The organism is Plantibacter sp. VKM Ac-2880, assembly GCF_015351235.1.
In the GTDB taxonomy this organism is placed as follows: domain Bacteria; phylum Actinomycetota; class Actinomycetes; order Actinomycetales; family Microbacteriaceae; genus Plantibacter.
Genome location: NZ_JADKSJ010000002.1, coordinates 969713 through 995957, shown reverse-complemented (window position 1 = coordinate 995957; position 26245 = coordinate 969713). Strand labels below are relative to the sequence as shown.

Annotated in this window: 30 protein-coding genes and 1 riboswitch; of the genes, 14 read left to right on the top strand and 16 right to left on the bottom strand. The window is 70.5% G+C overall.

What is annotated here, in order from left to right:
- Positions 1 to 15: 15 nt before the first annotated feature.
- Positions 16 to 116, top strand: a riboswitch (TPP riboswitch).
- The 4 genes from thiM (at position 108) to ITJ57_RS16720 (ending at position 3577) form a co-directional block, all read left to right on the top strand.
- Positions 108 to 959 carry a hydroxyethylthiazole kinase gene (gene thiM / locus ITJ57_RS16735; RefSeq protein WP_194671137.1) on the top strand — a complete coding sequence of 284 codons (852 nt, stop codon included), beginning with the start codon at positions 108 to 110 and terminating at the stop codon, positions 957 to 959. It overlaps the preceding riboswitch by 9 nt.
- A complete protein-coding gene (thiE, locus tag ITJ57_RS16730) occupies positions 956 to 1666 on the top strand; it encodes a thiamine phosphate synthase (RefSeq protein WP_370582467.1) in 711 nt (236 codons plus the stop codon). Before thiM ends, thiE begins: the two co-directional genes overlap by 4 nt.
- Positions 1663 to 3234, top strand: coding sequence for a bifunctional hydroxymethylpyrimidine kinase/phosphomethylpyrimidine kinase (locus ITJ57_RS16725; protein ID WP_370582466.1), 1572 nt, complete (start codon positions 1663 to 1665; stop codon positions 3232 to 3234). Before thiE ends, ITJ57_RS16725 begins: the two co-directional genes overlap by 4 nt.
- 46 nt (positions 3235 to 3280) lie before the next feature.
- Positions 3281 to 3577: a pyrimidine/purine nucleoside phosphorylase gene (locus ITJ57_RS16720; RefSeq protein ID WP_194671136.1), complete on the top strand. Its 297-nt coding sequence runs from the start codon at positions 3281 to 3283 to the stop codon at positions 3575 to 3577.
- 164 nt (positions 3578 to 3741) lie between these two features.
- Here the strand turns inward: ITJ57_RS16720 and ITJ57_RS16715 are convergent, their stop codons facing one another.
- From ITJ57_RS16715 to ITJ57_RS16705, 3 genes are all read right to left on the bottom strand, one after another.
- Positions 3742 to 4143: a hypothetical protein gene (locus ITJ57_RS16715; RefSeq protein ID WP_194671135.1), complete on the bottom strand. Its 402-nt coding sequence runs from the start codon at positions 4141 to 4143 to the stop codon at positions 3742 to 3744.
- A 51-nt stretch (positions 4144 to 4194) separates the two neighbouring features.
- Entirely contained in the window at positions 4195 to 4899 is a 705-nt protein-coding gene (locus tag ITJ57_RS16710; RefSeq protein ID WP_194671134.1) for an ABC transporter ATP-binding protein, read from the bottom strand.
- Between the two features lie 67 nt (positions 4900 to 4966).
- The gene (locus ITJ57_RS16705) at positions 4967 to 6052 is read right to left on the bottom strand and encodes an ABC transporter permease (RefSeq protein WP_194671133.1); all 1086 of its coding nucleotides are present in this window, start codon (positions 6050 to 6052) and stop codon (positions 4967 to 4969) included.
- Between the two features lie 176 nt (positions 6053 to 6228).
- Between ITJ57_RS16705 and ITJ57_RS16700 the strand changes: the two genes are divergently transcribed.
- Together ITJ57_RS16700 and ITJ57_RS16695 are read left to right on the top strand one after the other, a co-directional pair.
- A complete protein-coding gene (locus tag ITJ57_RS16700; RefSeq protein WP_194671132.1) occupies positions 6229 to 7548 on the top strand; it encodes a sensor histidine kinase in 1320 nt (439 codons plus the stop codon).
- Positions 7541 to 8197 carry a response regulator transcription factor gene (locus tag ITJ57_RS16695; RefSeq protein WP_194671131.1) on the top strand — a complete coding sequence of 219 codons (657 nt, stop codon included), beginning with the start codon at positions 7541 to 7543 and terminating at the stop codon, positions 8195 to 8197. The genes ITJ57_RS16700 and ITJ57_RS16695 overlap by 8 nt, the downstream gene beginning before the upstream one ends.
- Positions 8198 to 8366: 169 nt before the next feature.
- Here the strand turns inward: ITJ57_RS16695 and ITJ57_RS16690 are convergent, their stop codons facing one another.
- The 7 genes from ITJ57_RS16690 to ITJ57_RS16660 form a co-directional block, all read right to left on the bottom strand.
- Entirely contained in the window at positions 8367 to 9737 is a 1371-nt protein-coding gene (locus ITJ57_RS16690; protein WP_194671130.1) for a deoxyribodipyrimidine photo-lyase, read from the bottom strand.
- A 222-nt stretch (positions 9738 to 9959) separates the two neighbouring features.
- A complete protein-coding gene (locus tag ITJ57_RS16685) occupies positions 9960 to 10520 on the bottom strand; it encodes a methylated-DNA--[protein]-cysteine S-methyltransferase (protein WP_194671129.1) in 561 nt (186 codons plus the stop codon).
- Entirely contained in the window at positions 10517 to 12031 is a 1515-nt protein-coding gene (locus ITJ57_RS16680) for a DNA-3-methyladenine glycosylase 2 (protein WP_194671128.1), read from the bottom strand. The genes ITJ57_RS16685 and ITJ57_RS16680 overlap by 4 nt, the downstream gene beginning before the upstream one ends.
- A gap of 86 nt (positions 12032 to 12117) precedes the next feature.
- On the bottom strand, positions 12118 to 12549 hold the full coding sequence (locus tag ITJ57_RS16675; protein ID WP_194671127.1) for a MarR family winged helix-turn-helix transcriptional regulator: 432 nt from the start codon (positions 12547 to 12549) through the stop codon (positions 12118 to 12120).
- 308 nt (positions 12550 to 12857) lie between these two features.
- Positions 12858 to 13226, bottom strand: a complete 369-nt coding sequence (locus ITJ57_RS16670; RefSeq protein ID WP_194671126.1) for an Asp23/Gls24 family envelope stress response protein — start codon at positions 13224 to 13226, stop codon at positions 12858 to 12860.
- The gene (locus tag ITJ57_RS16665; protein ID WP_194671125.1) at positions 13219 to 13833 is read right to left on the bottom strand and encodes an Asp23/Gls24 family envelope stress response protein; all 615 of its coding nucleotides are present in this window, start codon (positions 13831 to 13833) and stop codon (positions 13219 to 13221) included. The genes ITJ57_RS16670 and ITJ57_RS16665 overlap by 8 nt, the downstream gene beginning before the upstream one ends.
- Positions 13830 to 14405: an RNA polymerase sigma factor gene (locus tag ITJ57_RS16660; protein WP_370582465.1), complete on the bottom strand. Its 576-nt coding sequence runs from the start codon at positions 14403 to 14405 to the stop codon at positions 13830 to 13832. Before ITJ57_RS16660 ends, ITJ57_RS16665 begins: the two co-directional genes overlap by 4 nt.
- A 199-nt stretch (positions 14406 to 14604) precedes the next feature.
- On the opposite strand from ITJ57_RS16660, the gene ITJ57_RS16655 reads away from it, so the two are divergent.
- Together ITJ57_RS16655 and ITJ57_RS16650 are read left to right on the top strand one after the other, a co-directional pair.
- Positions 14605 to 15879 carry an AI-2E family transporter gene (locus ITJ57_RS16655; RefSeq protein ID WP_194671123.1) on the top strand — a complete coding sequence of 425 codons (1275 nt, stop codon included), beginning with the start codon at positions 14605 to 14607 and terminating at the stop codon, positions 15877 to 15879.
- The gene (locus tag ITJ57_RS16650) at positions 15879 to 16886 is read left to right on the top strand and encodes a DMT family transporter (protein WP_194671122.1); all 1008 of its coding nucleotides are present in this window, start codon (positions 15879 to 15881) and stop codon (positions 16884 to 16886) included. The genes ITJ57_RS16655 and ITJ57_RS16650 overlap by 1 nt, the downstream gene beginning before the upstream one ends.
- Before the next feature lie 76 nt (positions 16887 to 16962).
- On the opposite strand, the gene ITJ57_RS16645 is transcribed toward ITJ57_RS16650, so the two are convergent.
- The gene (locus ITJ57_RS16645; RefSeq protein WP_194671121.1) at positions 16963 to 17670 is read right to left on the bottom strand and encodes a winged helix-turn-helix domain-containing protein; all 708 of its coding nucleotides are present in this window, start codon (positions 17668 to 17670) and stop codon (positions 16963 to 16965) included.
- A gap of 494 nt (positions 17671 to 18164) precedes the next feature.
- Positions 18165 to 18797: a uracil phosphoribosyltransferase gene (gene upp / locus ITJ57_RS16640; RefSeq protein WP_056013869.1), complete on the bottom strand. Its 633-nt coding sequence runs from the start codon at positions 18795 to 18797 to the stop codon at positions 18165 to 18167.
- 51 nt (positions 18798 to 18848) lie between these two features.
- On the opposite strand from upp, the gene tadA reads away from it, so the two are divergent.
- The 3 genes from tadA to proC all read left to right on the top strand — a co-directional run bounded on the left by tadA (position 18849) and on the right by proC (position 21559).
- Positions 18849 to 19325: a tRNA adenosine(34) deaminase TadA gene (gene tadA / locus ITJ57_RS16635; protein WP_194671120.1), complete on the top strand. Its 477-nt coding sequence runs from the start codon at positions 18849 to 18851 to the stop codon at positions 19323 to 19325.
- Between the two features lie 154 nt (positions 19326 to 19479).
- Entirely contained in the window at positions 19480 to 20667 is a 1188-nt protein-coding gene (locus ITJ57_RS16630; RefSeq protein ID WP_194671119.1) for a MarP family serine protease, read from the top strand.
- A 49-nt stretch (positions 20668 to 20716) separates the two neighbouring features.
- On the top strand, positions 20717 to 21559 hold the full coding sequence (gene proC, locus ITJ57_RS16625) for a pyrroline-5-carboxylate reductase (protein WP_194671118.1): 843 nt from the start codon (positions 20717 to 20719) through the stop codon (positions 21557 to 21559).
- A gap of 16 nt (positions 21560 to 21575) precedes the next feature.
- Here the strand turns inward: proC and ITJ57_RS16620 are convergent, their stop codons facing one another.
- Both ITJ57_RS16620 and ITJ57_RS16615 read right to left on the bottom strand, forming a co-directional pair.
- Positions 21576 to 22079, bottom strand: coding sequence for a GNAT family N-acetyltransferase (locus ITJ57_RS16620; protein WP_228507311.1), 504 nt, complete (start codon positions 22077 to 22079; stop codon positions 21576 to 21578).
- On the bottom strand, positions 22076 to 22675 hold the full coding sequence (locus tag ITJ57_RS16615; RefSeq protein ID WP_194671117.1) for a TetR/AcrR family transcriptional regulator: 600 nt from the start codon (positions 22673 to 22675) through the stop codon (positions 22076 to 22078). Before ITJ57_RS16615 ends, ITJ57_RS16620 begins: the two co-directional genes overlap by 4 nt.
- Positions 22676 to 22736: 61 nt before the next feature.
- On the opposite strand from ITJ57_RS16615, the gene ITJ57_RS16610 reads away from it, so the two are divergent.
- A complete protein-coding gene (locus ITJ57_RS16610) occupies positions 22737 to 23195 on the top strand; it encodes a GNAT family N-acetyltransferase (protein WP_194671116.1) in 459 nt (152 codons plus the stop codon).
- Positions 23196 to 23199: 4 nt separating this feature from the next.
- Here the strand turns inward: ITJ57_RS16610 and ITJ57_RS16605 are convergent, their stop codons facing one another.
- Positions 23200 to 23871: a TrkA family potassium uptake protein gene (locus ITJ57_RS16605; RefSeq protein ID WP_056013885.1), complete on the bottom strand. Its 672-nt coding sequence runs from the start codon at positions 23869 to 23871 to the stop codon at positions 23200 to 23202.
- Entirely contained in the window at positions 23864 to 25306 is a 1443-nt protein-coding gene (locus tag ITJ57_RS16600; protein ID WP_194671115.1) for a TrkH family potassium uptake protein, read from the bottom strand. The genes ITJ57_RS16605 and ITJ57_RS16600 overlap by 8 nt, the downstream gene beginning before the upstream one ends.
- A gap of 72 nt (positions 25307 to 25378) precedes the next feature.
- Here ITJ57_RS16600 and ITJ57_RS16595 point away from each other — a divergent pair, with 72 nt between their 5' ends.
- Complete coding sequence (locus ITJ57_RS16595; RefSeq protein ID WP_056014679.1) at positions 25379 to 25783, top strand: helix-turn-helix transcriptional regulator; 405 nt, start codon at positions 25379 to 25381, stop codon at positions 25781 to 25783.
- A gap of 128 nt (positions 25784 to 25911) precedes the next feature.
- The gene (locus ITJ57_RS16590; RefSeq protein ID WP_194671114.1) at positions 25912 to 26106 is read left to right on the top strand and encodes a helix-turn-helix domain-containing protein; all 195 of its coding nucleotides are present in this window, start codon (positions 25912 to 25914) and stop codon (positions 26104 to 26106) included.
- Positions 26107 to 26245: the final 139 nt, after the last annotated feature.

Sequence of the window (26245 nt, the reverse complement as noted above, 5' to 3'; positions counted from 1 at the left end):
CCCGCTATGGTGGTCGCGAGTGACACGGGGTGCCGATCGCAAGACGACCGGCTGAGAACACACCCGTCGAACCTGATCTCGTTAGTCCGAGCGAAGGGATGTCGCGAATGAGCATTCGCACACCGCAGCAGTCTGTCCACCCGTCCACCGACGAGTCCGCCGCCGGCGGGTTCGCGACCGCCGCGGGGGACCTCCTCGACCGGCTGCGCGAGCGCACCCCGCTCGTCCAATCGATCACGAACGCCGTGGTCACGAACTTCACGGCGAACGTCCTCCTCGCCGTCGGCGCCGCCCCGGCGATGACCGACATCCCCACGGAGGCCGGTCCGTTCGCCCGCATCGCCTCCGGCGTGCTCCTCAACCTCGGGACGCCCCAGGCGGAGCAGCGCGAGGCCATGATCGAAGCGGCGACCGCCGCGAACGAGGTGGGCACCCCGTGGGTGCTCGACCCCGTCGCGGTCGGGTCCCTCCCCGTCCGGACGGCGCTCGCCGCGGAGCTCTTGGCGCTCCGGCCGACGATCGTCCGGGGCAATGCGAGCGAGATCATCGCGCTCGCCGGCCTGGGCGCCGGCGGTCGTGGTGTCGACAGCACCGACTCCGTCGACAGCGCGATCGAGGCGGCGACCGCGATCGCGCGCACTTCGGGAGCCGTCGTGGCGATCTCCGGACCGACGGACGTCATCACCGACGGTGAGCGCATCGTCCGCTGCTCGAACGGACACCCGTGGCTCACCCTCGTGACGGGCGGCGGGTGCGCGCTCGGTGCCGTGTTCGCCGCGTTCGCCTCGCTCGGCGAGGACCGGCTGTTGACGACGGTGGCCGCCACGAGCGTGTACACGGTCGCCGCTCAGCTGGCCGCGGCGGAGAGCCGCGGGCCCGGGTCGTTCGCCCCGGCCTTCCTCGACCACCTCCACCTCCTCGACGCGGAGACCGTCCGCCGACTGGCGGTGGTGGCGTGAGCGCCGAGACAGTGTCCGACGGGGTGGACGCCGCCCGTTCGCACGCCGCCCTCGTCCGCCGGGCCATGGTGACGTACCTCGTCACGGACGCCTCGGCGAGCGGTGCTCGGGGGGTCCTCGACGTCGTGCGCCGGGCCGTCGACGGCGGGGTGACCGCGGTGCAACTGCGTGAGAAGACCGCGACGGCCCGCGAGCTGTTCGACCTCACGCTCCGTGCCGCCGAGCTCGTCTCCGGTCGAGCCCTGCTCCTCGTCGACGACCGGGTCGACGTCTTCCTCGCCGCCCGTTCCGCCGGAGCCGTCGTCCACGGTGTCCACGTCGGGCAGAGCGACCTCCCGGTCGACGCGGTCCGCCGGATCGTGGGTGACGCGGCGGTGGTGGGGCTGACGGCGAACACGCCCGCCCACCTCGCCGCGGTGGCCGCCCTGCCCGGGGGGACCGTCGACTACCTCGGCGTCGGCGTGATCCGCCCGACCGCGACGAAACCGGACCACCCGGAGCCGCTCGGCGTGGACGGGTTCGCCGCGATCGCCGCCGCGACCGAGTTGCCCTGCGTCGCGATCGGCGGGGTCGGCCTCGCCGACACCGCGGCCCTCCGATCGGCGGGTGCCGCCGGGCTCGCGGTGGTGTCCGCCATCTGCGCCGCCGACGACCCGGCCGCGGCGGCTCGCGCGTTCCGTGCCGCGTGGGACGAGGCGCCCGCGTGAGCGCCACCGACTCGCTGAGGACAGCCCCGGCCCGCTCGTCCGTCGATGCCGGGATCGGGCGACGCCCGCTCGTCACGAGGACCACACCGCGGGTGTTGAGCATCGCCGGCACCGACCCGACCGGCGGCGCCGGTGTCCAGGCCGACCTCAAGAGCATCGCCGCGAACGGCGGATACGGCATGGCGGTCGTGACGGCGCTCGTCGCGCAGAACACCCGCGGCGTCCGTTCCGTGCACACCCCGCCCGTCGGATTCCTGAGGGCGCAGCTGGACGCCGTGGCCGACGACGTCGTCATCGACGCCGTCAAGGTCGGCATGCTGGGCGGCGCGCGGATCATCGAGACCGTCGCCACGTGGCTCCGCGAGACGACGACCGGACCCGTCGTCCTCGACCCCGTCATGGTGGCGACGAGCGGTGACCGCCTCCTCCGGCAGGACGCGGAAGCCGCCATGCGCGCGCTCCTGCCGCTCGTCGACCTCGTCACCCCGAACCTCCCCGAGCTCGCCGTGCTCGCGGACGAACCGGTGGCGGAGCGCTGGGCCGACGCCCTCGCGCAGGCGCGGCGGGTGTCGGAACGGGCCGGGGTGATCGTGCTCGTGAAGGGCGGGCACCTGTCCGGGGTGGTGGACTGCCCGGACGCCCTCGTCGACGCCCGCGGCGGTCTCGGTGACGGCCGCTCGTTGATCGAGTTCGACGGACCGCGGGTCTCCACGACCAACACCCACGGGACCGGCTGTTCCCTGTCGAGCGCGATGGCGACCCTCCTCGCACGCACCGGGTCCTGGTCGGAGGCGCTCGGCACGGCCAAGGCGTGGCTCACCTCGAGTCTGGAGGCGGCGGACGCGCTCGAGGTCGGTGCGGGGAGCGGGCCCATCAACCACTTCGCCACGTTGTGGGAGTCGGCGGGCCTCGGTGTGCGCCCAGCAGACGGTGCTGAGCTCGTCGCGGGATGGTGGGACGAGATCGCGGAGCTGCGGGCGCGGATCGACCGGTTGCCGTTCGTCGCCACGCTCGCCGACGGCACCCTCGATCCGGCCCGGTTCGCGTGGTACCTGCAGCAGGATGCGATCTACCTCCGCGCCTACTCCCGGGTGCTCGCGCGAGCGAGCGCGCTGGCCCCGACCCCCGAGGAACAGGTGTTCTGGGCGACGGGCGCCGCCGGCTCGATCGAGGCCGAGATGGAACTCCACCGCACCTGGCTCGACGCCTCCGCCGCGGCCGGGGAGGAGGCGGAACCGTCGTCGACCACGACGGCCTACCTCGACCACCTGCACGCCGCGGGTGTCGACGGCGACTACGGTCGGGTGATCGCCGCGGTTCTGCCCTGCTACTGGATCTATCAGGATCTGGGGGAGCGGCTCGTCCAGGCGTCGCATGCCGAGCACCCGTTCGCCGCGTGGCTCGACACCTACGCCGACCCGGCCTTCGCGGTCGCCACCGCCCGCGCGATCGAGATCGTCGCCGAGGCGGCGGAGCGCGCGGACGCGACGGGACGGCGGGCGATGCGCCGGGCGTTCCTGGCCTCTGCTGCACACGAGGAGGCCTTCTTCGCCGAGCCGATACGATGAATGGCGGATCGGCCACCGCGGTCGTGGACCACGAGGGAGGCCCCTGATGCTGACGAGCAACGAGTACTTCGACGGCAACGTGAAGTCGATCGGCTTCGCCACGCACGAGCCGGGAGCCGAGTCGGCGAGCATCGGGGTCATGGCGCCGGGGGAGTACACCTTCACCACCGGGAAGGCCGAGGAGATGTCCGTCATCTCCGGCCGGCTCCGCGTCCTGTTGCCCAACACCAGCGCCTGGCAGGACTTCGGCCCGGACGCCCAGTTCAGCGTCCCGGGGAGCAGCAGCTTCCAGGTCCACGTGGAGGTCGCCACCGCCTACCTCTGCCGGTACCTGGACATCTGAGCGGCTGAGCGGCTGCCCTTCGACAGGCTCAGGGACCGGAGCGCCTTGGTCACTGAGCTTGTCGAAGTGTCGACAGGCTCAGGGACCGGTGGGTTCGGCTGCCCTTCGACAGGCTCAGGGACCGGGTCTGCTCAGGGACCGGTCCGCTCACGGGCAGCGTCCGCTCAGGGTCCTGCGACGACCTCGAGGGTGAAGACGACGGTCGAGTCGTCGGAGCGGTTCGTCAGCGTGACTTCGGTGCTGCCGACGGCGAGGGGTTGCAGGCCGGGGTTGAAGGAGGCGCCGCCCCGGGAACCACCGGGCACGTACTCCGCGATCGACGGGTCCTCGATCTCGGCGGACCAGACGGTCGGGTCGACGGCGACGAGGTCCACCACGTTGTCGAGGCCGACGGAGAGGGTGCGCCCGTCCTGATCGACGAGCTGGACGATGACGGGTGCGATCACGCCGGCGGCACTCGCGGAGCCCTGGTCGGAGGGTTCGTCCGAACCGCCGGCGCATGCGCTGGTGCCGAGGAGCGCCCCGACGATCGCGATCACGGTGAGCCCTCGGGTGGCGCTGCGCATGGTGATCCTCTCTCGGCGTGACCTCACCCTACCGTCGGGCAGCGACGCGCCTCAGGACCGCTGGGCCAGCGCGTCCGCGGCGCTGCTGAGCCGCCCGTCCTCCATGACGAGCACCTGGTCCATGCGGTCGAGGTGACTCCGATCGTGGGTGACGAGCAGGGTCGCTGCGCCCGATGACGCGGTGAGTTCGAGGATGAGCTCGATGATGGCGGAACCACGCTCGTGGTCGAGCGCGCTGGTCGGCTCGTCCACGACGAGCGCATCCGGCTCGTTCATGAGCGCCCGGGCGATGTTGACGCGCTGCCGCTGACCACCGGAGAGCTGGTGCGGCCGTTTGCCGGCCTGGTCCGCGAGTCCCACCGCAGCGAGCAACATCGTGGCCCGATCACGGGTCCGTGCCCGGTCGGCCCGTGAGGCGCGGCCGCCGAGGGTCCCGAGCACGCACAGCTGTTCGAGGGCGGTGAGGGACGGCAGGAGGTTGGCCTGTTGGAAGACGATGCCGAGGTTCGTCCGGCGGAAGTCGGTGGCGGCTCGACGGTCGAGTGAGGTCACGTCGATCCCGGCGACCTCGACGGTGCCGCTGTCGGGGCGGATGAGCCCGGCCGCGACGGCGAGGACACTCGACTTGCCGGAGCCGGACGGCCCGGTGAGTGCGGCGACGGTCCCGGCCGGGACGACGAGGGTCGCGTGGTCGACGGCGGTGACGCGGTGGTCGCCGTCGGGGAAGGTGAGGGAGACGTCGGTGAGCGAGATCATGCGGGGACTCCGATGGTGACGGGGGTGGGTGCTGGTGCAGGAGCGGACGCGGTGGTGGAGCCCGGGTTCACCGGTTGCCGCCGAGCGCGGTCAGCGGATCGGCCGACAGGATCGACCGCAGGGCGAACGCGGCGCCGACGAGCCCGAGGCCGATCATGACGACCCCGGGCAGGAGCGTCGTCAGCGGGCTGAGGACGAAGGGCAGCGCGCTCCCGGCTGCGGAGCCCAGCACTGCGGTCAGCCCGATGCCGAGCCCCACGCCGAGGAGCAGCAGGACGGACGCCTGACCGAGCGCGTCCAGCGCCAGCCGCCCGGTGGTCGCGCCGAGGGCCTTGAGGATCGCGACGTCACCCGCGCGCTGCATGGTCCAGACCGTGAAGAACGCGCCGATCACGAGCGCCGAGATGCCGAACAGCATGCCGACCATGAGCAGCAGGGAGCCGATCTCGGAGCGGAACGAGCCGATCGCGAGCAGCGAGGAGAGGACGTCCTCCGACACCGTGCCGGTGGCGTGCTCCGCAGCTGTGACGGCGTCGGCGGTCAGGGTGCCGGAGAGGGCGAGGGCCGTCGCACCGTCCGTCGGGGCACCAGAGGCCCCTTGGACCGACCGCCAGGTCGCGAGGCTCGTCCAGACGACCGGCGTGTGGCTGTACCACTGGTCGTCGACGACCGCACCGACCGTGAGCGTCTCAGCACCGATCGAGACCGTGTCGCCGCGGGACACATGGAGGGCTTCCGCCGCGGTCCGACTGAGCCTGGCCGTCCCGTCGGCGGGTGCGTCTGTCGTGCTCCGGGTCGCCGTGACATCGGCGGTCCCGAACAGCGCCACCGCGGTGCGCGCCTCGGCGGTCGTCAGGCGCGTCTGGCTGATCCCGAGCTCGAGGACGTGGTCCACGCCGGGGACCGCGGCCCACCTGGTCGCAGCGGCATCGTCGATCGCCGAGTCCGCGTACGTCGCCGGTCCGCCGTCGGCCGGACCGGCGAGGACGATGCTCGACGCACCCAGCCCGGTGATGGCGGAGATGTTCTGGTTCGCCAGGCCCGCCGTCAGGCCGCTGAGGAACCCGACGAGCAGGGTGATGAGGGTGACGACCGCCCCGATCAGCACGAAGCGACCGGTGGCGAAGCGCATGTCGCGCCAGGCGACGAACATGGGGACTCCTTGTCGGCCGCCCGACGGCGTCTCCGTGGTGCGGCACCCTCTCAGCGTCGTCGAGCCGGAGCCACTCGGCATCGTCGGACGGGAGGGTATCGGCGCGCGGTCGGATGGAGGCGACGTTCCATCTTTCTGATGATTCGCCCCGACGCCCCGCGCCGTACGCTGGGCGGATGAAGCACTCGGCACTCAGCCCCGTCTTCACCGGCCTGCAGCTCGGCCTCCACGGCCTCGTCACCGCACTCATCGCGCTCGTGATCGTGCGATCCGTCTCGGTCGGTGGCCCGACGATGTCCGCGGCGCTCGTGTTCGCCGTCGTCATGCTCGTCACCTACGCCGCCGGCGCCGTCGTCGGTGGTCGGCTCCGCCGGACGGCCACCGCGCCCACCGACCACGGTGTCGCGGCGACCGGGGCTCGTCGAGGTCGCTCCTTCGTCCTCGCCTGGTTGGTCTTCCTCAGCGTCGAGTGGGTGGTCCTCGTCCTGCTCAGCCCCGATGCGGCCTACCTCGTCTTCCCGTTGTTCTTCCTCTACCTCCACCTGCTTCCGCGGGCCGTCGCGGTCCCCGCCGTCGTGATCGCCACCTGCTCGGCGATCGTCGCGATCGGTCTGCATGCCGGGTTCAGTGTCGGAGGCGTCGTCGGTCCGCTCGTCGGTGCGGCGGTGGCCGTGGCGATCGGCCTCGGCTACGAGGCGCTGGCCAGGGAGGCGGCCGAGCGTGAGCGACTCATCGCCGACCTCGTCGCCGCTCGTGAGGAGCTCGCCAGGAGGGGGCAGGAGGCCGGCAAGCTGGCGGAGCGGGAGCGCCTCGCCGCGGGACTCCACGACACGGTCGCGCAGGCCCTCTCGAGCATCCAACTGCTCCTGCACGCCGCGGAACGCTCCGCGGGCGAAGGGCCTGGCACGGGACAGCTGCGCTCCCACATCGGCCTGGCGAGGGACGCCGCCGCGACCGCGCTCGCCGAGACACGCAGCCTCATCGACGAGCTGAGCCCACCGGCGCTCGTGGGTGCCACGATCGCGGACGCGCTGGGTCGGCTTGCGGAGACGACGACCGCGGAGAGCGGAACACCGGTCTCGACGACCGTCACGGGCGACGCATTCGTCCTCGGAACCCCGGTGACCACCGCCCTCCTCCGGGCCGCGCAGAGCAGCCTCGCGAACGTCGTGCGTCATGCCGGGGCGAGCCGCGCGGACGTCACCCTCAGCTACCTCGACGGCGAGGTGCTCCTCGACATCGACGACGACGGCGTTGGCTTCGATCCGGCGACGCTCGTCGAGCGGGCTGCGGGCGGCTCGTTCGGCATGGTGTCCATGCGTCGTCGCATCACCGAGTTGGGCGGCGCGGTCGACGTCCGCAGCGCGCCAGGCGCCGGGACGACGGTCACCGTCCGGTTCGCCGCACCGACAGCGACACCGTCGTCGGACTCGACGCCGGCACCGGACACGACCAGGGAGGCAGCGACGATGCGCGACAATGGGACCGATGTCTGAGGGCGTGGGTGAACCCGGGGGCCGGGTGGTCATCCGGGTCCTGGTGGCCGACGACCACCCGATCGTCCGAGCCGGTCTGCAGGCCGTCCTGGCGCCGATCGACGACATCGAGGTCGTCGGGACGGCTGCGACCGCGGCCGAGGCGGTCGCAGCGGCACCTCGAGCCGACCTGGTGCTCATGGACCTCAGCTTCGGCGACGGCCCGACCGGCATCGACGCGACGCGCGAGATCAGGGCGTTGCCGGTACCGCCGTCGGTCCTCGTGCTGACGAACTACGACTCCGACGCCGACATCCTCGGTGCGATCGAGGCAGGCGCCGCCGGGTACCTCCTGAAGGACGCCGTACCGGAGGACCTCGTGGACGGCATCCGCTCGGCCGCAGGCGGGAATTCGGTGCTCGGCCCGGCCGTCGCCACGCGCCTGGTCGCACGGGTGAGTGCGCCGCAGCAGGCCTTGAGCGCGCGCGAGATCGAGGTGCTCGCGCGCGCCGCCGAGGGGCTCACCAACCTGGAGATCGCCGGACGACTCCACGTCGGGGAGACGACGGTGAAGTCGCACCTCGCCCACATCTACACGAAGCTCGACGTGTCGAACCGTTCGGCCGCCATCGCAGCGGCCCAACGCGCCGGCCTGTTCCGCACCCGCTGAGCGCCCTTCGACAGGCTCAGGGACCGATCCGACCGGCGTCCCCGGCTGCCCACCCGGTCACTGAGCCACATCCGGTCACTGAGCCGCATCCGGTCACTGAGCCGCATCCGGTCACTGAGCCGCATCCGGTCACTGAGCCTGTCGAAGTGCCACAGGACGACGGGCCGGGCTACGCGCCCTTGACGTGCTCGTACGCGGCCAGGGCCGCGTGCCTCGTCTCCCCGAGGTCGACGATCGGCTCCGGGTAGTCGGGCGTCCCGAACTCCGGTACCCACCGCTTGATGTAGGCGTAGTCGGGATCGAACCGTTCCCGCTGGCGTTCGGGGTTGAAGATCCGGAAGTACGGCGACGCGTCGAAGCCGCTGCCGGCGACCCACTGCCAGTTGAACGGGTTGGAGGCCGGGTCGGCGTCCACGAGGGTGTCCCAGAACCACTCCTCGCCGAGCCGCCAGTGGATGAGGAGGTTCTTCGTCAGGAACGATGCCACGACCATCCTGATCCGGTTGTGCATGCTGCCGGTCGTCCACAGCTCGCGCATGCCGGCGTCGACGAGGGGGATGCCGGTGTGGCCGGTGGTCCAGGCGGTGAAGGCATCCTGGTCGACGTCCGGCCAGGGGAACCGATCGAAGGCCTGACGCCAGTTGCGGGTGGCGAGGTCGGGGAACGCGAAGAGGCAGTGGTAGGCGAAGTCGCGCCAGCCGAGTTCCTTGAGGAACGTGGCGCCGTCGTCGCCGAGGTGCCGTCGGTGGTCGCGAGCCGCATGCCAGATCTGCGGTGAGCTGATCTCCCCGAAACGCAGGTGCGGCGACAGCCCGGAGGTCGACGGTTGGGCGGGGAAGTCACGATCCTCCGCGTACCCGGTCACCCCACCGTCGAGGAAGTCCGCGAGTCGGGCGTCCGCTCCGGCCTCACCCGGCGTCCAGTGCTCGCGGAGCCCACTCGCCCAGTCCGGCTTCGTCGGCAGGAGGTCCCACGATCCGAGCTCGTCACCGTCGGGCGCGTCCGAGACGCCGGTCAGCTCGCTCGGAGCGGGGAGCGGATGCCTCGGTGGGTTCGCCGAGTGACGTTGCAACGACGCCTTCCAGAACGGGGTGAACACCGAGTACGGCTGGCCCTGCCCGGTGACGATCTCCCAGGGTTCGGCGAGGAGGTTCGCGGCGAAGCTTCTCGCGTCGAGACCGGCGTCCTTCAGCTCCGTCTTGATCCCGGCGTCGATCTCCCGTTCCGCCGCACCGTAGCGACGGTTCCAGAGCACCGCGCCGGCACCGAGGGAGGTGGCGACGGCAGGGACGATCGTGGCCGCACTCCCCGAACGGAGGAGGAGCGTACCGCCGAGCCCGCGGATGTCCTCACCGAGCGCCTCGAGGCTGTGATGCAACCACCAACGGGAGGCGCCACCGAGAGGCCGCAACTCCTCGCTGTCGTCGAGGACGAACAGGCACAGGACGGGAGCGCCGAGTTCCACGGCGGCGTGCAGCGCCGGATTGTCCGCGAGGCGGAGGTCGTCACGGAACCATACGATCGTGGGGGCATCGGGCATCCCGTCAGCCTACGCGGCGCGCCCCTCCGAGCTGCAGGGTTGACCGCGCCCGTGCGTTCCGGTCGCTGACCCTCCTCCGGTCGCTGTCCCATCCTCCGGTCGCTGTCCCATCCTCCGGTCACTGTCCCATCCTCCGGTCACTGAGCTTGTCGAAGTGCCCACGGGGTTGACGCCGCTCTTCGACAGGCTCAGGGACCGGGTCCCCGCTGTCGAAGTGCGTGCTCAGCTCAGCGCGGCCTCGCGGTCGAGCAACGACCGCTTGACGTCGAGTCCCCACGCGAAGCCGCCGAGCGAGCCGTCCGTCCGCAACACACGGTGGCACGGGACGAAGAGCGCGGGTGCGTTCGTCGCGCAGGCGCTCGCCGCGGCGCGTACCGCCGACGGCCGGCCACTCGCTGCCGCGAACTCCGTGTAGGTCACGGGGTGTCCTGCCGCGATCGTGCGCAGTACCGTCCAGGCGTGGGTGCGGAACGGGCCGCCGAACTGGGCGACCGGCACCAGGTCGATCGCCGTCAGGTCGCCGTCGTAGTACGCGCGGACGGCGTCCATCGCCTCGACGGTCCCCGCCACCGTCTCGCCAGGCCGGTCGGCGGGCCGGATCCGTTCGAGCATCACGCCGATGTCGTCGGACCACCCGGAGGAGAGCACCGCGCCGTCCTCCCTCGCCAGGACGGTGAAGGGACCGTCCGGGGTGTCGACGGTCTGGCTGGTCGCGGTGAGCTGCGCGCCGGACGGCCGACCGTCGCCGCGGCGGACGCTCGTGCTGGAGATGATGGTGGTCATGCTGCTGGGCCTTTCTCGAGGGCTGACGGTCTGGCGGTCGGCGCCGGCGTGGAGGCCGGTGTGGACGCCGCCTTCCACAGGTGGAGGCAGAGGTACGAGCGCCACGGGGCGAACGCCTCCGCCTCCGCGGTGAGGGTTCGGGCGTCGGAGGGAAACCCGAGCCGGCCGGCCCCGGTGCGGACGGCGACGTCGCCGGGCAGGAACGCGTCGGGGTTCCCGAGCACCCGCATGCTGACGTAGTCGGCCGTCCAGGGGCCGATCCCTTTCATGGCGAGCAGGCTGGTCCGGAGCTCGTCGCGGTCGTCGCCGAACCCGATGGCCAGCTCCCCGGAGACGAGTGCCCGCGTGACACCGAGCAGGCTGTCGATCCGCGCTCGGGGCCCGACGAGTGCTGCCTCCCCGCCGCTCGCGATCTGCGTCGCCGTCGGGAAGAGGCGATGCAGTCCGTGCCGTTCGGGGACCGTCGTGCTCACCTCGTCCGCGAGACGGCGGAGTTGAGTGCGCGCCGCGGCCACGGTGATCTGCTGGCCGACCATCGCCCGGACCAACATCTCCTCCGGGTCGACCGCCCCGGGGAGTCGGATGCCCGGTGTGGCCGCGACCGACGGAGCAAGCCGGGGGTCGGTGGAGAGCACCGCGTCGGTGGACGTCGGGTCCGCGTCGAGGTCGAAGAGCCGACGGACCCGCGAGACGAGCACTGGGAGGTCGGCGAGGTCGGTCACCTCGGCGGTGAGTCGGAGCTCGTCGCCGAGCTGCCGGACCTCGAACCACGCCGTGCCGCCGGGGAGGGCGAGGAGCCGGGAGTAATGGTCGGGCCCGGCCAGTTCGACGCCCGGAACGGCTCGTGGTGCGAGCCAGGCGAAGACCCCTGCGGCGTCGAAGGGGCGTCGGAACGGGAGCGACAGGGTGATGGAGCCGGGGTCCGGTTCGCCGATCCTGCGGTGCTTCGCCCGGAGTTCGCCCGGGGTCAGCTCGAACACCTCGCGCATCGTGTCGTTGAACTGGCGGATGCTCGAGAACCCGGCGGCGAACGCGATGTCACCGAAGGGGAGGTCGGTGCCGGTGAGGAGCTGGCGTGCCCCCTGGGCACGGTGGGCGCGGGCGAGCGCAAGGGGGCCGGCGCCCAGCTCGGCGGTGAGGATGCGCGTCAGATGGCGGGTCGAGTAGCCGAGGCGCGAGGCGAGTCCGGGGACGCCCTCGCGTTCGACGACCCCGTCGGCGATGAGCCGCATGCTGCGAGCGGCGACGTCGTTGCCGAGGTTCCAGGCCGGAGTCCCCGGCACCGCCTCGGGCAGGCATCGCTTGCACGCTCGGAAGCCGGCCTCGTGCGCGGCAGCGCTCGTGGCGTAGAAGGTGACGTTCTCGGGCTTCGGCGTCCGCGCCGGGCAGGACGGACGGCAGTAGATCCCGGTGGAGCTGACGGCCGTGATGAACTGCCCGTCGAAGCGTTGGTCGCGAGCCTGGATCGCGCGGTAGCGTTCCGCGAAGTCCGCGCGCCGTGTGTCGTTCATGACCCGAGTCTGACACGCGGCACCGACCCGGACGAGCGGGAATCGGACACGGCAGTGGGGCGGCGTGGGTTCGCCGCCCGACGGGGTCAGACGCCGCGCAGCTTGTCGCTGAGCGTCGCGAGCGTGGTCATCTCCTCGGGGCTGAGCGAGGTGGTCACGCGCTCCGCGATCGTCGCGCCGTGGGCGATGGCGACGGTGCGGTACACGTCGTAGCCGGCCTCCGTCATGCGGACGAGCGTGCCGCGTCCGTCGTCCGGGTCCGGGCACTTGCCGACGAGGCCGCGGGCGACGAGCCGGTCGACGAGGCGGCTGATGCTCGGCTGCGACAACAGCACGCTGGAGTTGAGATCGCGCAAACGGATGCGGTGGTCGGGCTCGCGCGACATCGTGTGGAGGACGTCGTACTCGTTCAGGGAGATGCCGTGGCTCGGGAAGTCGTGCGAGATGTGACGCATGACCTCGACCTGGGCGCGGAAGAGCGATTCCCATGCGGCGATCGCGAGTCGCCTCTCATCCATGCTGTCTCCTGGTGCTGTCCGACGATCCACCACCTGAATCTATCCTGGACGGCGCATGAGGAGCACGTCGGAGCGGGGTGCTTGCGCATCGGTCGAACCCCGGACATGACGAGACCCGGTCGCAGAGGCTACGACCGGGTCTCTTTCCCTTGCACCAAGAGTGTCCTGCAATCACATTCCGTCAGCTGCCACAGCAAACATCTGACGTTCCAAAACCATATAACGGATCGGTAACGAGCGGTAGTTATCGAACTGTTATTTTTACTGGGAGTTCCCCGAGTGACGCTACCTGAGCGGAGCGCCCGGGCTCACTCCTGCGAGCCGCTCGGCACGACGTCGACGACGCGCACCGTGATGGACGGAGCCGCAGCGTCGTCCGCCGAGGGGAGCAGTTCCGCGATCGCGTGGTGCACCGCCTGCGCGACGGCGGGCGATGCGTGTTCCGCAGCGACGGCGATGTTCGCGTGCACGGCCACGGCGCCGCGGACCCGCTTGACGCTCACTCGCGCGCTCTGGTCCGGCGCGCCGAAGAGCGCACCGACGCCCTCCCGCGCGGCGCGCACCAGCGTCGGTTCGGCCGCCGTGAGTCGGACGACCCCCGGCACCGCTTCGACAGCCGCGTCGAGGACCATCGCAAGCGTGTCGAGCGCGTCGCCCGTGTCCGTCAGGTCACTCATCGTCCCCCACCTCTCCGTGCTGCTCGGCCTCGAAGTGCAGGTCGTCGACGACGACGTCGAGCCCGGCCACCACCAGGTCGGTGTGCTGCACGAGACTCGCGCGGACCTCCTCGCGGAACTGCGCCACCGCCTCCGCGACCGATCGACCCCAGCCGATGCTGACCGTGACGTGCAGGGTGATCGGCTCTCCGGCCACCGTCACGTCACCGTCGAGTACGCATCGGCCCACCAGGACGCCGGGGGTCCGGTCGCCGGCGCCGCGGACCAGGCCGCGGACCGTGCCCTCCGTGATGACGAGCGCCGCATCGTCGTCGGCCGCGGCGAACGGAATGTCGCGGCCTGCTTTGGCCTCGCGACCGATGTTCTCCATGATCCCGCGGATCCAGTCCTGGTCGAGCGTCGTGACCGCGGCCTCGTCGGCCTCGAGCAGCGGCGCCGCGAGTGAGCGGACCCGCCGCAACGATCGGAGGACCCGCTGGCACTCGGGCGAGTCGTCGATCGTGGGGTCGGCGGGCAGCATGTCCCGCTCGAGGTAGTCGGTGAGGGCGTCGATGCCGTGCGCGCACCCGCCCGGCTCGAGCCCGCCGCTCTGCGTCCCGTCGGTCATCGCCACCCCTCCATCTCCGTCATCAGTTTCGCTCTCGCCCTGGCGAGGCTCCCTCGCACACTGGCGACACTCTGCCCGAGCTGCTCGGCGATCTCCTCGTAGGAGTACCCACCGATCTCGCGGAGCACCCAGGCCTGGTGCTGTCCGTGCGGCAGTCTGTCGAGCGCGGCTGACAGGGCTCCCAGCTGTGACGACGCCTCGGCCTTCCGCTCCGGACCGTCGCGCTCCGGCGCCTCGATGATGGCGTCGTCGGTCGAGTCGGTGTCCTTGCGCTGCCGCATGAGGTCGATCGCGCGTCGGCTGACGATGCGCATGAGCCAGCTCTTCACCATCGCGCCGTCCTCGAGCGTGTCGATGCGCTTCCAAGCCGAGATGAGCGCCTCCTGCACGACGTCGTCGCCGTCAGCGGAGGAACGGGTGAGTCGGACGGCGTAGGCCTTCATCATCCGGCCGTAGCGGGTGATGAGCACCTGGAAGGCGCGGGTGTCGCCGTCGACGCAGCGCTCGACGAGGGTGCGGTCCGTCGCCTGGTCGAGCAGGCTCACGGGTGTCCGCGCAGGCTCAGTTCCCACCGTGCAGCCACCTCTCTGATCCGACCCGCGACATCGTGTGACCGCTTTCCCCAGAAGGGTGCGTGACATCAGCGGGCCACGCTCCGTCTCACTACTGTAGGCACAGAGCGGCGGTCCGAGCGACCGCCGTACGAAGGAGACGCAGGATGTACCATTTCCGACCAGCTCCAACCCGTACCACCACCGAGGAGACCGCACGATGAAGACCCCCAAGCTCCGGTTGCCGGGGTTCTCCTCCACCCCGGAGGAGCGCGAAGCCAGGCGCGCCAAGCACGAGCAGGCGAAGCAGGAACGGGCCGCGAAGGCGGCGGCGTCCTCGCCGCCCTCCGCCGCGGTGGTCGCCGCCCTGCAGCCCTCGGCACCGAGCGTCCGGATCAACGCGTTCCGCATCGGCCTCGTCGGGGGTATCGGGGTGCTCGTCGCGCTCGTGTTGGGCAGCATCGTCACCCAGCTGAGCACCACGCTGATCTACGTGGGCGTCGCCCTCTTCATCGCCCTGGGCCTCGACCCCCTCGTGTCGTGGCTGGAACAGAAGCTGCCCCGCGGCCTCGCGATCGCCGTCGTCTTCCTCGCGGTGATCGGTGCCTTCGTCGGCATCATCTTCGCCATCGTCCCGCTGCTCGTCACGCAGATCACGAACTTCGTGAACGACTACCCGCGGATCTCGCAGCAGTTCCTGAACAGCGACTTCGTCGGCTGGGTCCAGAACACCGTGGGCAACACCCTCGACATCGACTCCGCACTGAACGACGTCTTCGCGTTCTTCAAGGACCCGAACAACCTCCTGAACATCGGCGGCGGCATCGTCGCGGTCGGCGCCGGCGTCGCATCGGGCATCACCGGTGCGATCATCGTCCTCATCCTGACGCTGTACTTCCTCGCGTCGCTCCGCTCGATGAAGGCGGTCACGTACCGCTTCCTCCCCGCCTACCGCCGCGAGGGCTTCGCGCAGGTGCTCGAGGAGATCACCCAGGCCGTCGGACGATACGTCGTCGGCCAGGTCGGGCTCGCGCTCGTCAACGGTGTGCTGAGCTTCATCTTCCTCAGCATCATCGGGGCCCCGTTCCCGCCGCTCCTCGCGCTCCTCGCCTTCATCGGATCGATGATCCCGCTCGTCGGAACGCTGAGCGCGTCGATCGTGAACAGCGCACTGTGCCTCTTCGCCTCGCCGGTGACCGCGCTCATCGCGATCATCTACTACCTGATCTACATGCAGCTCGAGGCGTACGTCCTCAGCCCGCGCATCATGAACAAGGCCGTCGCCGTGCCCGGCGCCCTCGTGGTCATCGCGGCGTTCGGTGGCGGCGCGCTCGGCGGCATCCTCGGTGCGCTGGTCGCGATCCCGGTCGCCGCGTCGATCATCATCATCGTCCAGAAGGTCGTCTTCCCGAGCCAGGACGCCAAGGTCGTCCCGGAGCAGAAGCTCGGAGACGCCGAGACGGCGGCCGTCGGCACGAGTGTGGCGGCCAAGTGATGGGGATCGCGACGTTCCCGGCCCTCGCCGCCGGCGTCCTGGTGCTCTCGGGCTCCGCCGGTCTCGTGGCCGAGTCCCTCCGGACGGCCGGAGACCTCGACCTGCCGACGATCTCCGTCACGCCGTACCAGGCCATCGGTATCCCGATCGCGCTCGTTGGTGCGTTCTTCCTCGCGGTAGGGACGCAGCTGCAGTCCCGTGGCGTCGGCAAGGTCGAGGCCGCCTCCTCGGACTTCGGCCTGAAGCAGTTGCCGCAGCTGCTCGGGCGTCCGTCGTGGCTTATCGGCACGGCGTTGCTGGCACTGGCGATCGTCTTCCAGCTCGTTGCCCTGGCCTTCGCACCACTCATCGTGGTCCAGCCGCTCGGCGCGATCGCCCTCGTGATCACCGCCCTCCTGAACGCCAGGGTGACGAAGGTCCGCGTGACGAAGGAGCAGACCCGCGCCATGGTGCTCTGCGTTGCGGGTATCGGGCTCTTCGTGATCGTCGCAGCCCTGTACGCGATCGAGGAACCCATCCGCCAGCCGCAGCTGATCATCATCCTCATCATGCTCGCGGTCGTGACGCTCGCGCTCGCCGGCGCCTACGCGCTGTGGCGCCGGAAGCTGCACACCGTGTTCTACGTCGTCGCGGCCGGGGTGCTCTACGGCTTCGTCGTGACGCTCGCGAAGGTCGTCATCAACCGGGTCATCACGCAGAACTTCGAGGGCCTCACGGTGGTCGGCATCGTCGCCCTGCTCGTCGCAGCCGGGCTCGGTGGCTTCTTCGTCCAGAAGGCGCACCAGAGCGGTCAGCCCGACCTGGTGGTCGCCGGCCTGACCGTCGTCGATCCACTGGTCGCCGTCGGTATCGGCATCGTGGTGCTCGGCGAGGCCTCGAGTGCCCCCTGGTACGCGCTCGTCCTGTTCGTCGTCGCCGGAGCGATCGCGGTGTTCGGTGTCTGGAAGCTCGCGATGCGTCCGGTGCCCGCTCCCGGTGAGACCCCGAAGCGCCCACGCGTGCAGTGACCGGTGGCATGGGAACGGGCCCGGCGGGTGGATGTCCACCCCACGGGCCCGTTCGTGTGCGCTGCCCCGCTGCGGCTCAGAAGAGGTCGGGCGAAGGCGTGCTGGCGTACCGGATCGAGACGTCCGCGTGGCGGTCGAAACGGTAGCCGACCCCGCGCACGGTGCGGACGATGTCCTCGTAGCGGCCGAGCTTGGCACGGAGGCGACGCACGTGGACGTCGATGGTCCGCTCGTTGGGCACTTCCTCGTCGTCGCCGGCCCGCCACAGGGACGAGATGAGCTCGGCACGCTCGATGGTGCGACCCTCGCGGAGGACGAGGTACTGCAGGAGCTCGAACTCCTTGTAGGTGAGGGCCGCAGGCTCGTTGTCGAGCACGAGGCGCTTGCGGGAGATGTCGACGACGACGCCGGCGTGGGCGACGTCCTGCTCCTCCTCGTCGACCTCGTCGCGGTGGGCGGCGAGGGCCGACGGGTCCTGGAGGGCGAGGCGGACGACGTCGAGGTCGCGTCCGCCGGCACCGCGTGGTGCGAGGGCGACGGCGGCATGCGTCTCGGCCTCAGGGGCGAACTGGGCGGTCAGCGCCTTGATGGCTTCGACGATCTCGCCGAGACTCGTGCCGGCGGCCTGGGCCTTCGCCTCGTCGAGTCCGACGTAGAGGACGAAGCCGCGGGCTTCCGGACCGGCCGGAACGGCGCGGACGTGCGGTGTCGCGGCACGAGGGGCGTCTTCGACGGCGGCGAGCTGGCGGCCGGGGCGGGTGGTCTGAACGGCTACAAGAGACATGAGTGGGAAGTCCTCGGGGTGATGATGCTGCGGCGGATCGTGCGCGGTGCGCTCGGGGTGATCCCGCCTGCCGGTGGGCAGTGGCGGTCCCGCGATCCGGGAGGGTGGCGCTTCGGCCGGGTACGGACGGGGTGCGTCCGGGAGTCGGCTCACCGGGTGGGGGAGCGGCGGACTCTGTCGTGCTGGAGCAGTGGAGCGGATCCTTCTGGACCGCTACCGATGCTGGAGGTGTCGGATCAGCGACACATTCGGCAGCACATGACCGCGCGGCCGGGCATCATCATGCCGGCGTCCCCAGGGGCCTCGAAGGAGGTCAGGGTGGGCGCGTTGGTCGTCATAGTCCGCAATACAACAGGAACGGCCCGGATCCTGTCAAGTATCTGCGTCAGATGACGGATTGTTGCGTGGGGGTGTTGCGTCCCCGTGGAACGGTACGAGGCGGACCGCCGCCCGTCAGGACGCCGATCCGCCTCGGGTGAGCGGGAGGTCGCGGCTCAGACGACGCCGTAGAGGCGGTCACCGGCGTCGCCGAGGCCCGGCACGATGTAGCCGTTCTCGTCGAGGCGTTCGTCGAGGGCGCCGAGGACGATGGTGACGTCCTTGCCCGCGGTCTCGGCCTCGAGGCGCTCGAGGCCCTCGGGTGCGGCGAGCAGGCAGATCGCGGTGACGTGCACCGCTCCGCGCTGGAAGAGGAAGTCGATCGCTGCAGCGAGCGAGCCGCCGGTGGCGAGCATCGGGTCGAGGACGAAGCACTGGCGGTCGGAGAGGTCGTCAGGCAGCCGCTCGGCGTACGTGGTGGGCTCGAGCGTCTCCTCGTTGCGCACCATGCCGAGGAACCCGACCTCGGCCGTGGGGAGCAGCTTCACCATGCCCTCGAGCATGCCGAGTCCGGCGCGCAGGATCGGGACGACGAGTGGACGCGGCTCGCTGATCTTCACACCGACGGTCTCGGTGACCGGGGTCTGGATCGTGATCTCCTCGACGGTGACGCCACGGGTCGCCTCGTAGGCGAGCAGGGTGACGAGTTCCTCGGTGAGGGCCCGGAACACGGGCGACGGTGTCGTCTTGTCGCGAAGCACCGTGAGCTTGTGGGTGATGAGAGGGTGGTCGGCTACGTGCACTCGCATACGATCAATCTAGTCGCTCGCGTGGTGACGAGGATTTCGGGGAGATGACGGATGCACGCACCGGCCGAGTTCGTCGCCTGGATGGACCTCGCGCTCTCCGAGGCGGAGGCGGCGCTCGAGACCGACGACGTCCCGGTCGGCGCCGTCCTCGTCGCTCCGGACGGGTCCGTCGTCGCCACGGGTCGCAATGAGCGGGAGCTGCACACCGACCCGACGGCCCACGCCGAGGTCGTCGCGATCCGCGCGGCCGCGAGCGCGCTCGGCGACTGGCACTTGACGGAACTCACGCTCGTCGTCACCCTCGAGCCGTGCGTGATGTGCGCCGGAGCGATCCTGGCGGCCCGGATCCCGCGGGTCGTGTTCGGTGCCTGGGACGAGAAGGCCGGGGCGGTCGGATCGGTCTACGACGTCCTGCGCGACCGGCGGTTGCAGCACCGCGTGGAGGTCTACGCGGGTGTCGAGGCCGAGCGCTGTTCGACGCTCCTCACCGACTTCTTCCGCGGGCCGAGCGGCGTCGCAACTCCCTGAGCCGCCTCCGGTCCCCAAGCCACCTCCGGTCCCCAAGCCACATCCGGTCCCTGAACCGCCTCCGGTCCCTGAACCGCCTCCGGTCCCTGAGCCTGTCGAAGGGCTCCCAGCACTTCCGGAGGCCACTGTCGGTCGGTGATGGCAGGATCGCAGGATGCAACCCGGCGTGATCCTCGACATCGTCCTCGTCGTCATCCTGATCGTGTTCGTGATCCGCGGGTGGCGCGCCGGGCTCCTCGGGAGCCTCGGCGGACTGGTCGGCCTCGTGGCGGGTGGCGTGGGCGCGTTCTTCGCGATCCCCCTCGTCGCCTCCTGGGTTCCCGACGCGGCCTGGCGGGGCTGGGCCGCGGTCGCCGCCGCCGTCGTCCTCTTGAGCATCGGGTACACGATCGGTGCCGTCATCGGCGGTGCCGTCGGTTCGGTCGTCCGGAAGACCCCGCTGCGCGGGCTGGAGCGACTCCTGGGCGCGGGCCTCAACCTGGTCGTCACCGCGCTCGTCCTCGTCACCGCTGCGCTCGGGGTCGGGTCACTCGGCATCCCGCTCCTCGCGCAGGCCGTGGGGTCCTCGGCCGTGATCGGCACGATCGACCGCGTCACGCCCGTCCAGGTGAAGAGCACGCTCGCGCAGCTGCGGTCCACGGTGGTCGACGGCGGTGCGCAGCGCGTCATCGAGGCCTTCGGTGGAACGGCGGACGTTCCGGCGGCCCCGCAGCTCGACACCTCGACGCCGGCGCTGCAGACGGCGTCCGAGTCCGTCGTGCGCATCAGCGGCACCGCCGAGTCCTGCGCGCGGAGCCTCACCGGCAGCGGCTTCGTCTTCGCCGACGACCTGGTCATGACGAACGCGCACGTCCTCGCCGGCGTCAGCGAGCCGGTCGTCGAGGTGCCGGGGTCCATGCCCAAGCCGGGGCGGATCGTCTACTTCGATCCGGTCGACGACCTCGCCGTCATCCGCGTCGACGGGCTCGGCGCCCGGGTGCTGCCACTCGCCCCGAACCCGGCGCCAGGGGCGAAGGCGGTCGTCGCCGGCTACCCGTTCGGCGGCCCGTACACCGCGGGCGGCGCGCAGGTCATCGTCGTGGGGCCGAGCCTCGTCGCCGACATCACCGGAGCCAACCCGACGAGCCGGCAGGTCGTGACGCTCTCGGGGACGGTGCAACCGGGGAACTCCGGCGGTCCGCTCCTCACCGAGTCCGGCGAGGTGGAGGGCGTCATCTTCGCTCGGGACGCGGACTCCGCGCCGATCGGCTACGCCTTGGCGATGGACGAGGTCCTGCCGGTCGTCGCGCTCGCGACCTCCCTCCAGTCGACGGTGCCGTCGGGCGCCTGTCTCGCCGACTGAGCCGACTCGGGCAGGTGCCGACGAGCACACGGGTCCCTAGACTCGCAGGGTGAGTGAAACGATCAGCCTGCCCAGCATCGCCATCCTCGGAGCCGGTTCGATGGGAGGGGCCGTGCTGCGTGGCCTCGTCCAACCGGGTGTCGAGGTCGACGGTGGTATCACCGTGACGAACCGGACGATCGCGAAGGCCGAGGCGCTCGCCGAGCTACCAGGTGTCACGTCGATCGCCCTCGAGCAGGATGCCGACGGTAACCGCCGCGCGGCGGCCGCGGCGAAGATCGTCCTCATCGGGGTGAAGCCCTACCTGGTCGCCGACCTCCTCGCGGAGGTCGCAGACGCGCTGCAGCCGGGGACCATCGTCGTGAGCCTCGCCGCCGGCATCCGCGGAGCCGCGTTCGAAGCCGCCCTGCCGGAGTCGGTGTCCGTGCTGCGGTCCATGCCGAACACCCCGTCCTACGTCGGCCTGGGGGTCACCGGGCTCGCCCCGGGCACCCGCTCCTCCGAGGAGGACCTCGCCCTGGTCACCGCGCTCTTCGAGACGGTCGGCCAGGTCGTCGTCATCCCCGAGTCGAAGATCGACGCGCTGAGCGCCATCTCCGGGTCCGGCCCCGCGTACGTCTACTACCTCGTCGAGGAGCTGACCCGCACGGCGATCGGCCTCGGCTTCACGTCGGAGCAGGCGTCGTTGATGGTCAACGGCACCTTCCGGGGCGCGACCGAGTTGCTCGCGACGACGGGGGATAGCGCGGAGCAGCTGCGGATCAACGTCACGAGCCCGAAAGGGACGACGGAGCGGGCGCTCGCGGTCCTCGCCGAGGCGGGCTTCAGTGAAACCTTCGACCGCGCCGCGGCCGCCGCGATCGCACGTGCCGAGGAGCTGTCGGCTTCCTGACCCGCCGAGGACCTGATCAGTCGAGCGACCGCACGAAGCAGTCGAGTCCGGGTCTGTCGTCCCATGAGATGACGGGGACGAAGCCGGACCGCCGGTAGAGGGCGATCGCTGCGGCACGCCAGCGCCACACGGAGAGGCGCACGGTGTCGTCGCCCCGTCGCCTGGCGGCGGTCGTCGCAGCCTCGAGCAGGGTCGCGGCCACACCCCGGCGGCGGGCGCGAGGGTCGACCCAGAGGCGCTTGAGCTCCGGCGACGGGCCGGCCGTCAGCACGACGCAGCCGAGCCCCCGACCGTCCTCGACGGCCAAGAGGATCTCGTCGGCGGCGAAGGCGGTGCCCGGGTCGGTGATCTCGGCCCGGTAGCGCGCGGGGAGCGCGGTCGTCGGGAGGGCCTCGTCCGCACGCGGCTCCCGGCCGAGGAGTTTCTCGTGCTCGGTCCGCCGGTGGTACTCCTCGAGGAGCTCGGCGAACCGTTCGCGGTGGTGAGTGGTCGCCTCCGTCCATCGGTGGACGACGATCATGCGCCGCTCGTCTCGTCGAGCCCGAGGACGAGCAGCAGTCGGTCCAGCGCGGCGAGCTGGGCTGTGGCGTCGTAGTGGTCGTCGTCGGCCGTGCTCAGGGTGCTCACGCCCTCGATGAATCCGACGACGACACTGGCCGTCGCCGCGACCTCGTCCGCGCTCAGCTCGGGCCGGATCTCGGCGACGAGGCGCCGGGTGCGGGCGACGAACACCGCGTGACCTGCGCGATGCCGTTCGGCGAGCACGTCGTCGTCGAGCGCCGCTGCGAGGTACCCCAGCCACACCCTGGCCTCCTGGCGGGTCTCCTCGGTGAGGGAGAGGGCTTGGCGGAGGACGGCACGCAGGGCGAGTCGCGGGGTGTCGGCGGATGCTTCGAGCTGGGCCGTGCGCGCAGCGGTGCGGTCGTGGAGGAGGTCCCGCGCGTGGAGGAGCAGCGCCCGCTTGTCCGGGAAGCGGTGGAGGACGAGACCGGTCGTGCACCCGGCCCGGTCTGCGACGGCGCGCAGGGTCAACCCCTGTGGGCCATGCTCGCCGAGCACCTCCCAGACCGCGTGGGAGATGCGCGCCTGCGCCGCAGGATCCTTCGTTCTGGCCATGTCCACCTCACCTCGTTACAGATGTTACCGTAATGAACGTTACGGAAAGTAGGGATGTGGGATGACGATCACGATCGACCGGGTCGACTGGGCCGACGAGGCTGGAACCGAACTCCGCCGAGCGCAGCGTGCCGAGCTCGACGCCCGCTACGGCAGCGACGACCATGAGCCGGGAACTCCGCCGTCGGAGGCCGACATCGCGGTCTTCCTCGTGGCGAGGGACGAGGCGGGCACTGCGCTCGGCTGCGGAGGACTGCGGCTCCTCGGCGAGCAGCTTGCGGAGATCAAGCGCATGTTCGTGGCTCCGCGGGCGCGTGGCACCGGCGTCGCCGTCGCCGTGCTCCGGGCGCTCGAAGCCGAAGCAGGATCGCTCGGCGTCGTGGAGCTGCTGCTCGAGACGGGCACCGCGCAACCCGACGCCATGCGGTTCTACGAGCGCGAGGGATACGCGCCCATCCCCGCGTTCGGGCCCTACGTCGACGAACCCCAGTCGCGCTGCTACGCGCGTCGGCTCGACTGAGTCGTCAGCCCTCGAGGGACGCGAATCGCTCGATGTCGGCGGAGGTGCCCGAGACGATGATCAGGTCGTGGTTCGACACGACGGTGTCCGCGGTCGCGTAGGTGAACGGCTTCCCGGGCGACTTCACGCCGACGACCGTGATGCGGTACTTCGTGCGGACGCCCGACTCCGTCAGGTTGAGGCCGCGGATGGGCTTCGGCGGGTACATCTTCACGAGGGCGAAGTCGTCGTCGAACTGGATGAAGTCGAGCATGCGTCCGGACACGAGGTGCGCCACGCGCTCGCCGGCCTCTCGCTCGGGATAGATGACATGGCTCGCGCCGACGCGGGCGAGGATCTTGCCGTGCGACTGGGAGACGGCCTTGGCCCAGATCTGCGGGATCTTCAGGTCGACGAGGTTCGCGGTGATGAGCACGCTCGCCTCGATCGAGGACCCGACGGCCACGACGGCGACCGAGAAGTCCTGGGCACCGATCTGGCGGAGGGCCTCGATGTTCTTCGCGTCGGCCTGCACGGTGTGGGTGACCCGGTCGGACCACTTCTGGACGAGGTCCGAGTTGTCGTCGATCGCGAGCACCTCGCGGTCGAGCCGGTCGAGCTCGCCGGCGCAGGCGGCGCCGAACCGTCCGAGTCCGATGACGAGGACCGGGGCGTCGTGCTTGATGCGGTCAACCAACGATGGGCCTCTCTTCGGGTCGCTTGAACAGCTGGCCGCTCTGGCTCGCGGCCACGGCTGCAGCGAGTGTCACTGTACCAACGCGGCCGAGGAACATGGTGACCGCGAGCACGTACACCCCGGCGTCGGGGAGGTCGGACACGAGGCCGGTGCTGAGGCCGACCGTCGCGAACGCCGAGATGACGTCGAAGAGCACGTGGTCGAGCGGTGCCTTGGTCATCTGGAGGATGACGATGGTGGACAGGGCGACGATGGTCGCACCCCAGAGGACGACGCTGACCGCGACGCGGAGCACGTCCTGCGGGATCCGGCGCCGGAAGACCTCGACCCCTTCGCGGCCTCTGGCCTCCGCGAACGCCGCCAGGAACAGGACGGCGAGGGTCGTCACCTTGATCCCGCCGGCGGTGGAGGCGGAGCCGCCGCCGATGAACATGAGCATGTCGGCGACGAGCAGGGTGGAGCCGTTGAGGTCACCGATGTCGACGGTCGAGAACCCGCCCGACCGCGTCATCGCGGAGAGGAAGAACCCTTGGAAGATCGTGTCCCACAGGTTCCACTTGTTCCACGTCTCGGGGTTGTTGAACTCGAGCAGGATGAAGGCGAGCGCGCCGGCGAAGAACAAGATGATCGTGGTCACGAGGGTCAGCTTGACGTGCAGCGACCAGCGGCTCGGGCGCCGGAAGTTGCGGCTCAACGCGTAGATGACGGGGAAGCCGATGCTGCCGAGGAAGACCCCGAGCATGAGGATGCTCAGGAACCAGTAGTCGTTCTCGAAGGCCGCGAGGCCCTCGGCGTTCGGCGTGAAGCCGGTGTTCGTGAACGCCATGGCGGCGTAGTAGACGCTGTTCCAAGCGGCGTCCCACGGGTTGATGCCGTCGAGCAGCATCCGCGGGAACAGGAGGACCGCCAGCGCCGCCTCGATCACGAGGGCGCTGACGGCGACGGTGACGAGGAGGTTGCCGATCTCACCGAGGCGGACGGCCTGGCCCTCGGCCACCGGCCCGTGATGGGACCGCAGCGGGTTGGTGTCGCTCGCGGCCATGAGCTTCTGGCGCAGTCCGAGTCGTCGTGCGATGACGAAGCCGAGGATCGAGGCGAGCGTCAGGACGCCGAGGGCTCCGATCTGGACGCCGATGAACACCAGGACGTGACCGAACAGGGACCAGTGCGTCGCCATGTCGACGGTGGACAGTCCAGTGACGCAGATGACCGACACCGCGGTGAACAGGGCGTCGGCGATCGGGGTGACCTGGCGGTCGGCACTCGCGATGGGGAGCGAGAACAGCATCGTGAACACGAAGATCAGGAAGCTGAACACGAGGATGGCGAATCGCGAGGTGGACTTCGCCGCGAAGTCGCTGACGGCCTCCCTGATCCGTGCGAGTCCGTGCCGGACGATGATCTCGGGACGACGACCCATGGCATTGCCGCTCATCTGACCCCTCAACACCTCTGGACTGCGCCGGAGGCAATGGTACTCCGCGCGCTCGATCACTATCGTTGGAGCATGGCCGACATTTTCGACGTGATCGCTGACACCACCAGGCGGGACATCCTCGCACTGCTGCTCGAACGGCACGGCGGAGCGGGGACGAGTGTCTCCGAGATCGTCGCGCAGCTCGGCCTCAGCCAGCCCACCGTGTCGAAGCACTTGAAGGTCCTCCGCGAAGCCGAGCTCGTCGAGGTCCGCGAGGAAGGCCAGCACCGCTACTACAGCCTGGACTACGCGCCCCTCGAGGACGTCGAGGACTGGCTCATCCCGTTCCTCAGCGTCGACTACGCGGACGACGACGTCGACTTCGCCGCCCTCTCCCTCCCGGAGCAGGCGAAGGCGGTCGCCGGCTCGGTCGGAAAGGTCGCGGCGGACGTCACGCACGCGGTGCAGTCGGTCACGAAGAAGCTGCGCCCGTAGGTCTACCGGTTCCATACCGTTCACCCAGGGGATGTACAGGTGGTCGTCGTCCCTCTAGAGTTGCCATGCGGCGATCCGGACCTCGGACCGCCGTTCCAGAGTGTTCCCAGGCGTACCGGAGGGGTTCGATGACGCAGGATGCTGCAGACGTCCGCTTCCTCACCGTGGCCGAAGTCGCCGAGATGATGCGCGTGTCCAAGATGACCGTGTACCGGCTCGTGCATTCCGGGGAGCTCCCCGCCATCCGGTTCGGGAAGTCGTTCCGGGTTCCGGAGACGGCGGTCGAGGCGGTCAGGCAGCGTCCTGTCGCCGACGCCGGCTGAGCGGTCTCCCGCTCCTACCAGCCTGCAGGCGAACGACGTGTGAACGACGCGCGCCGCAATCGGCTAGACTGGAACCAAGACTTGTTCTCTTCGGTCGCGATCCCTGCGGCCAAGCCCCCCAATTCTGTGAGGTAAATCC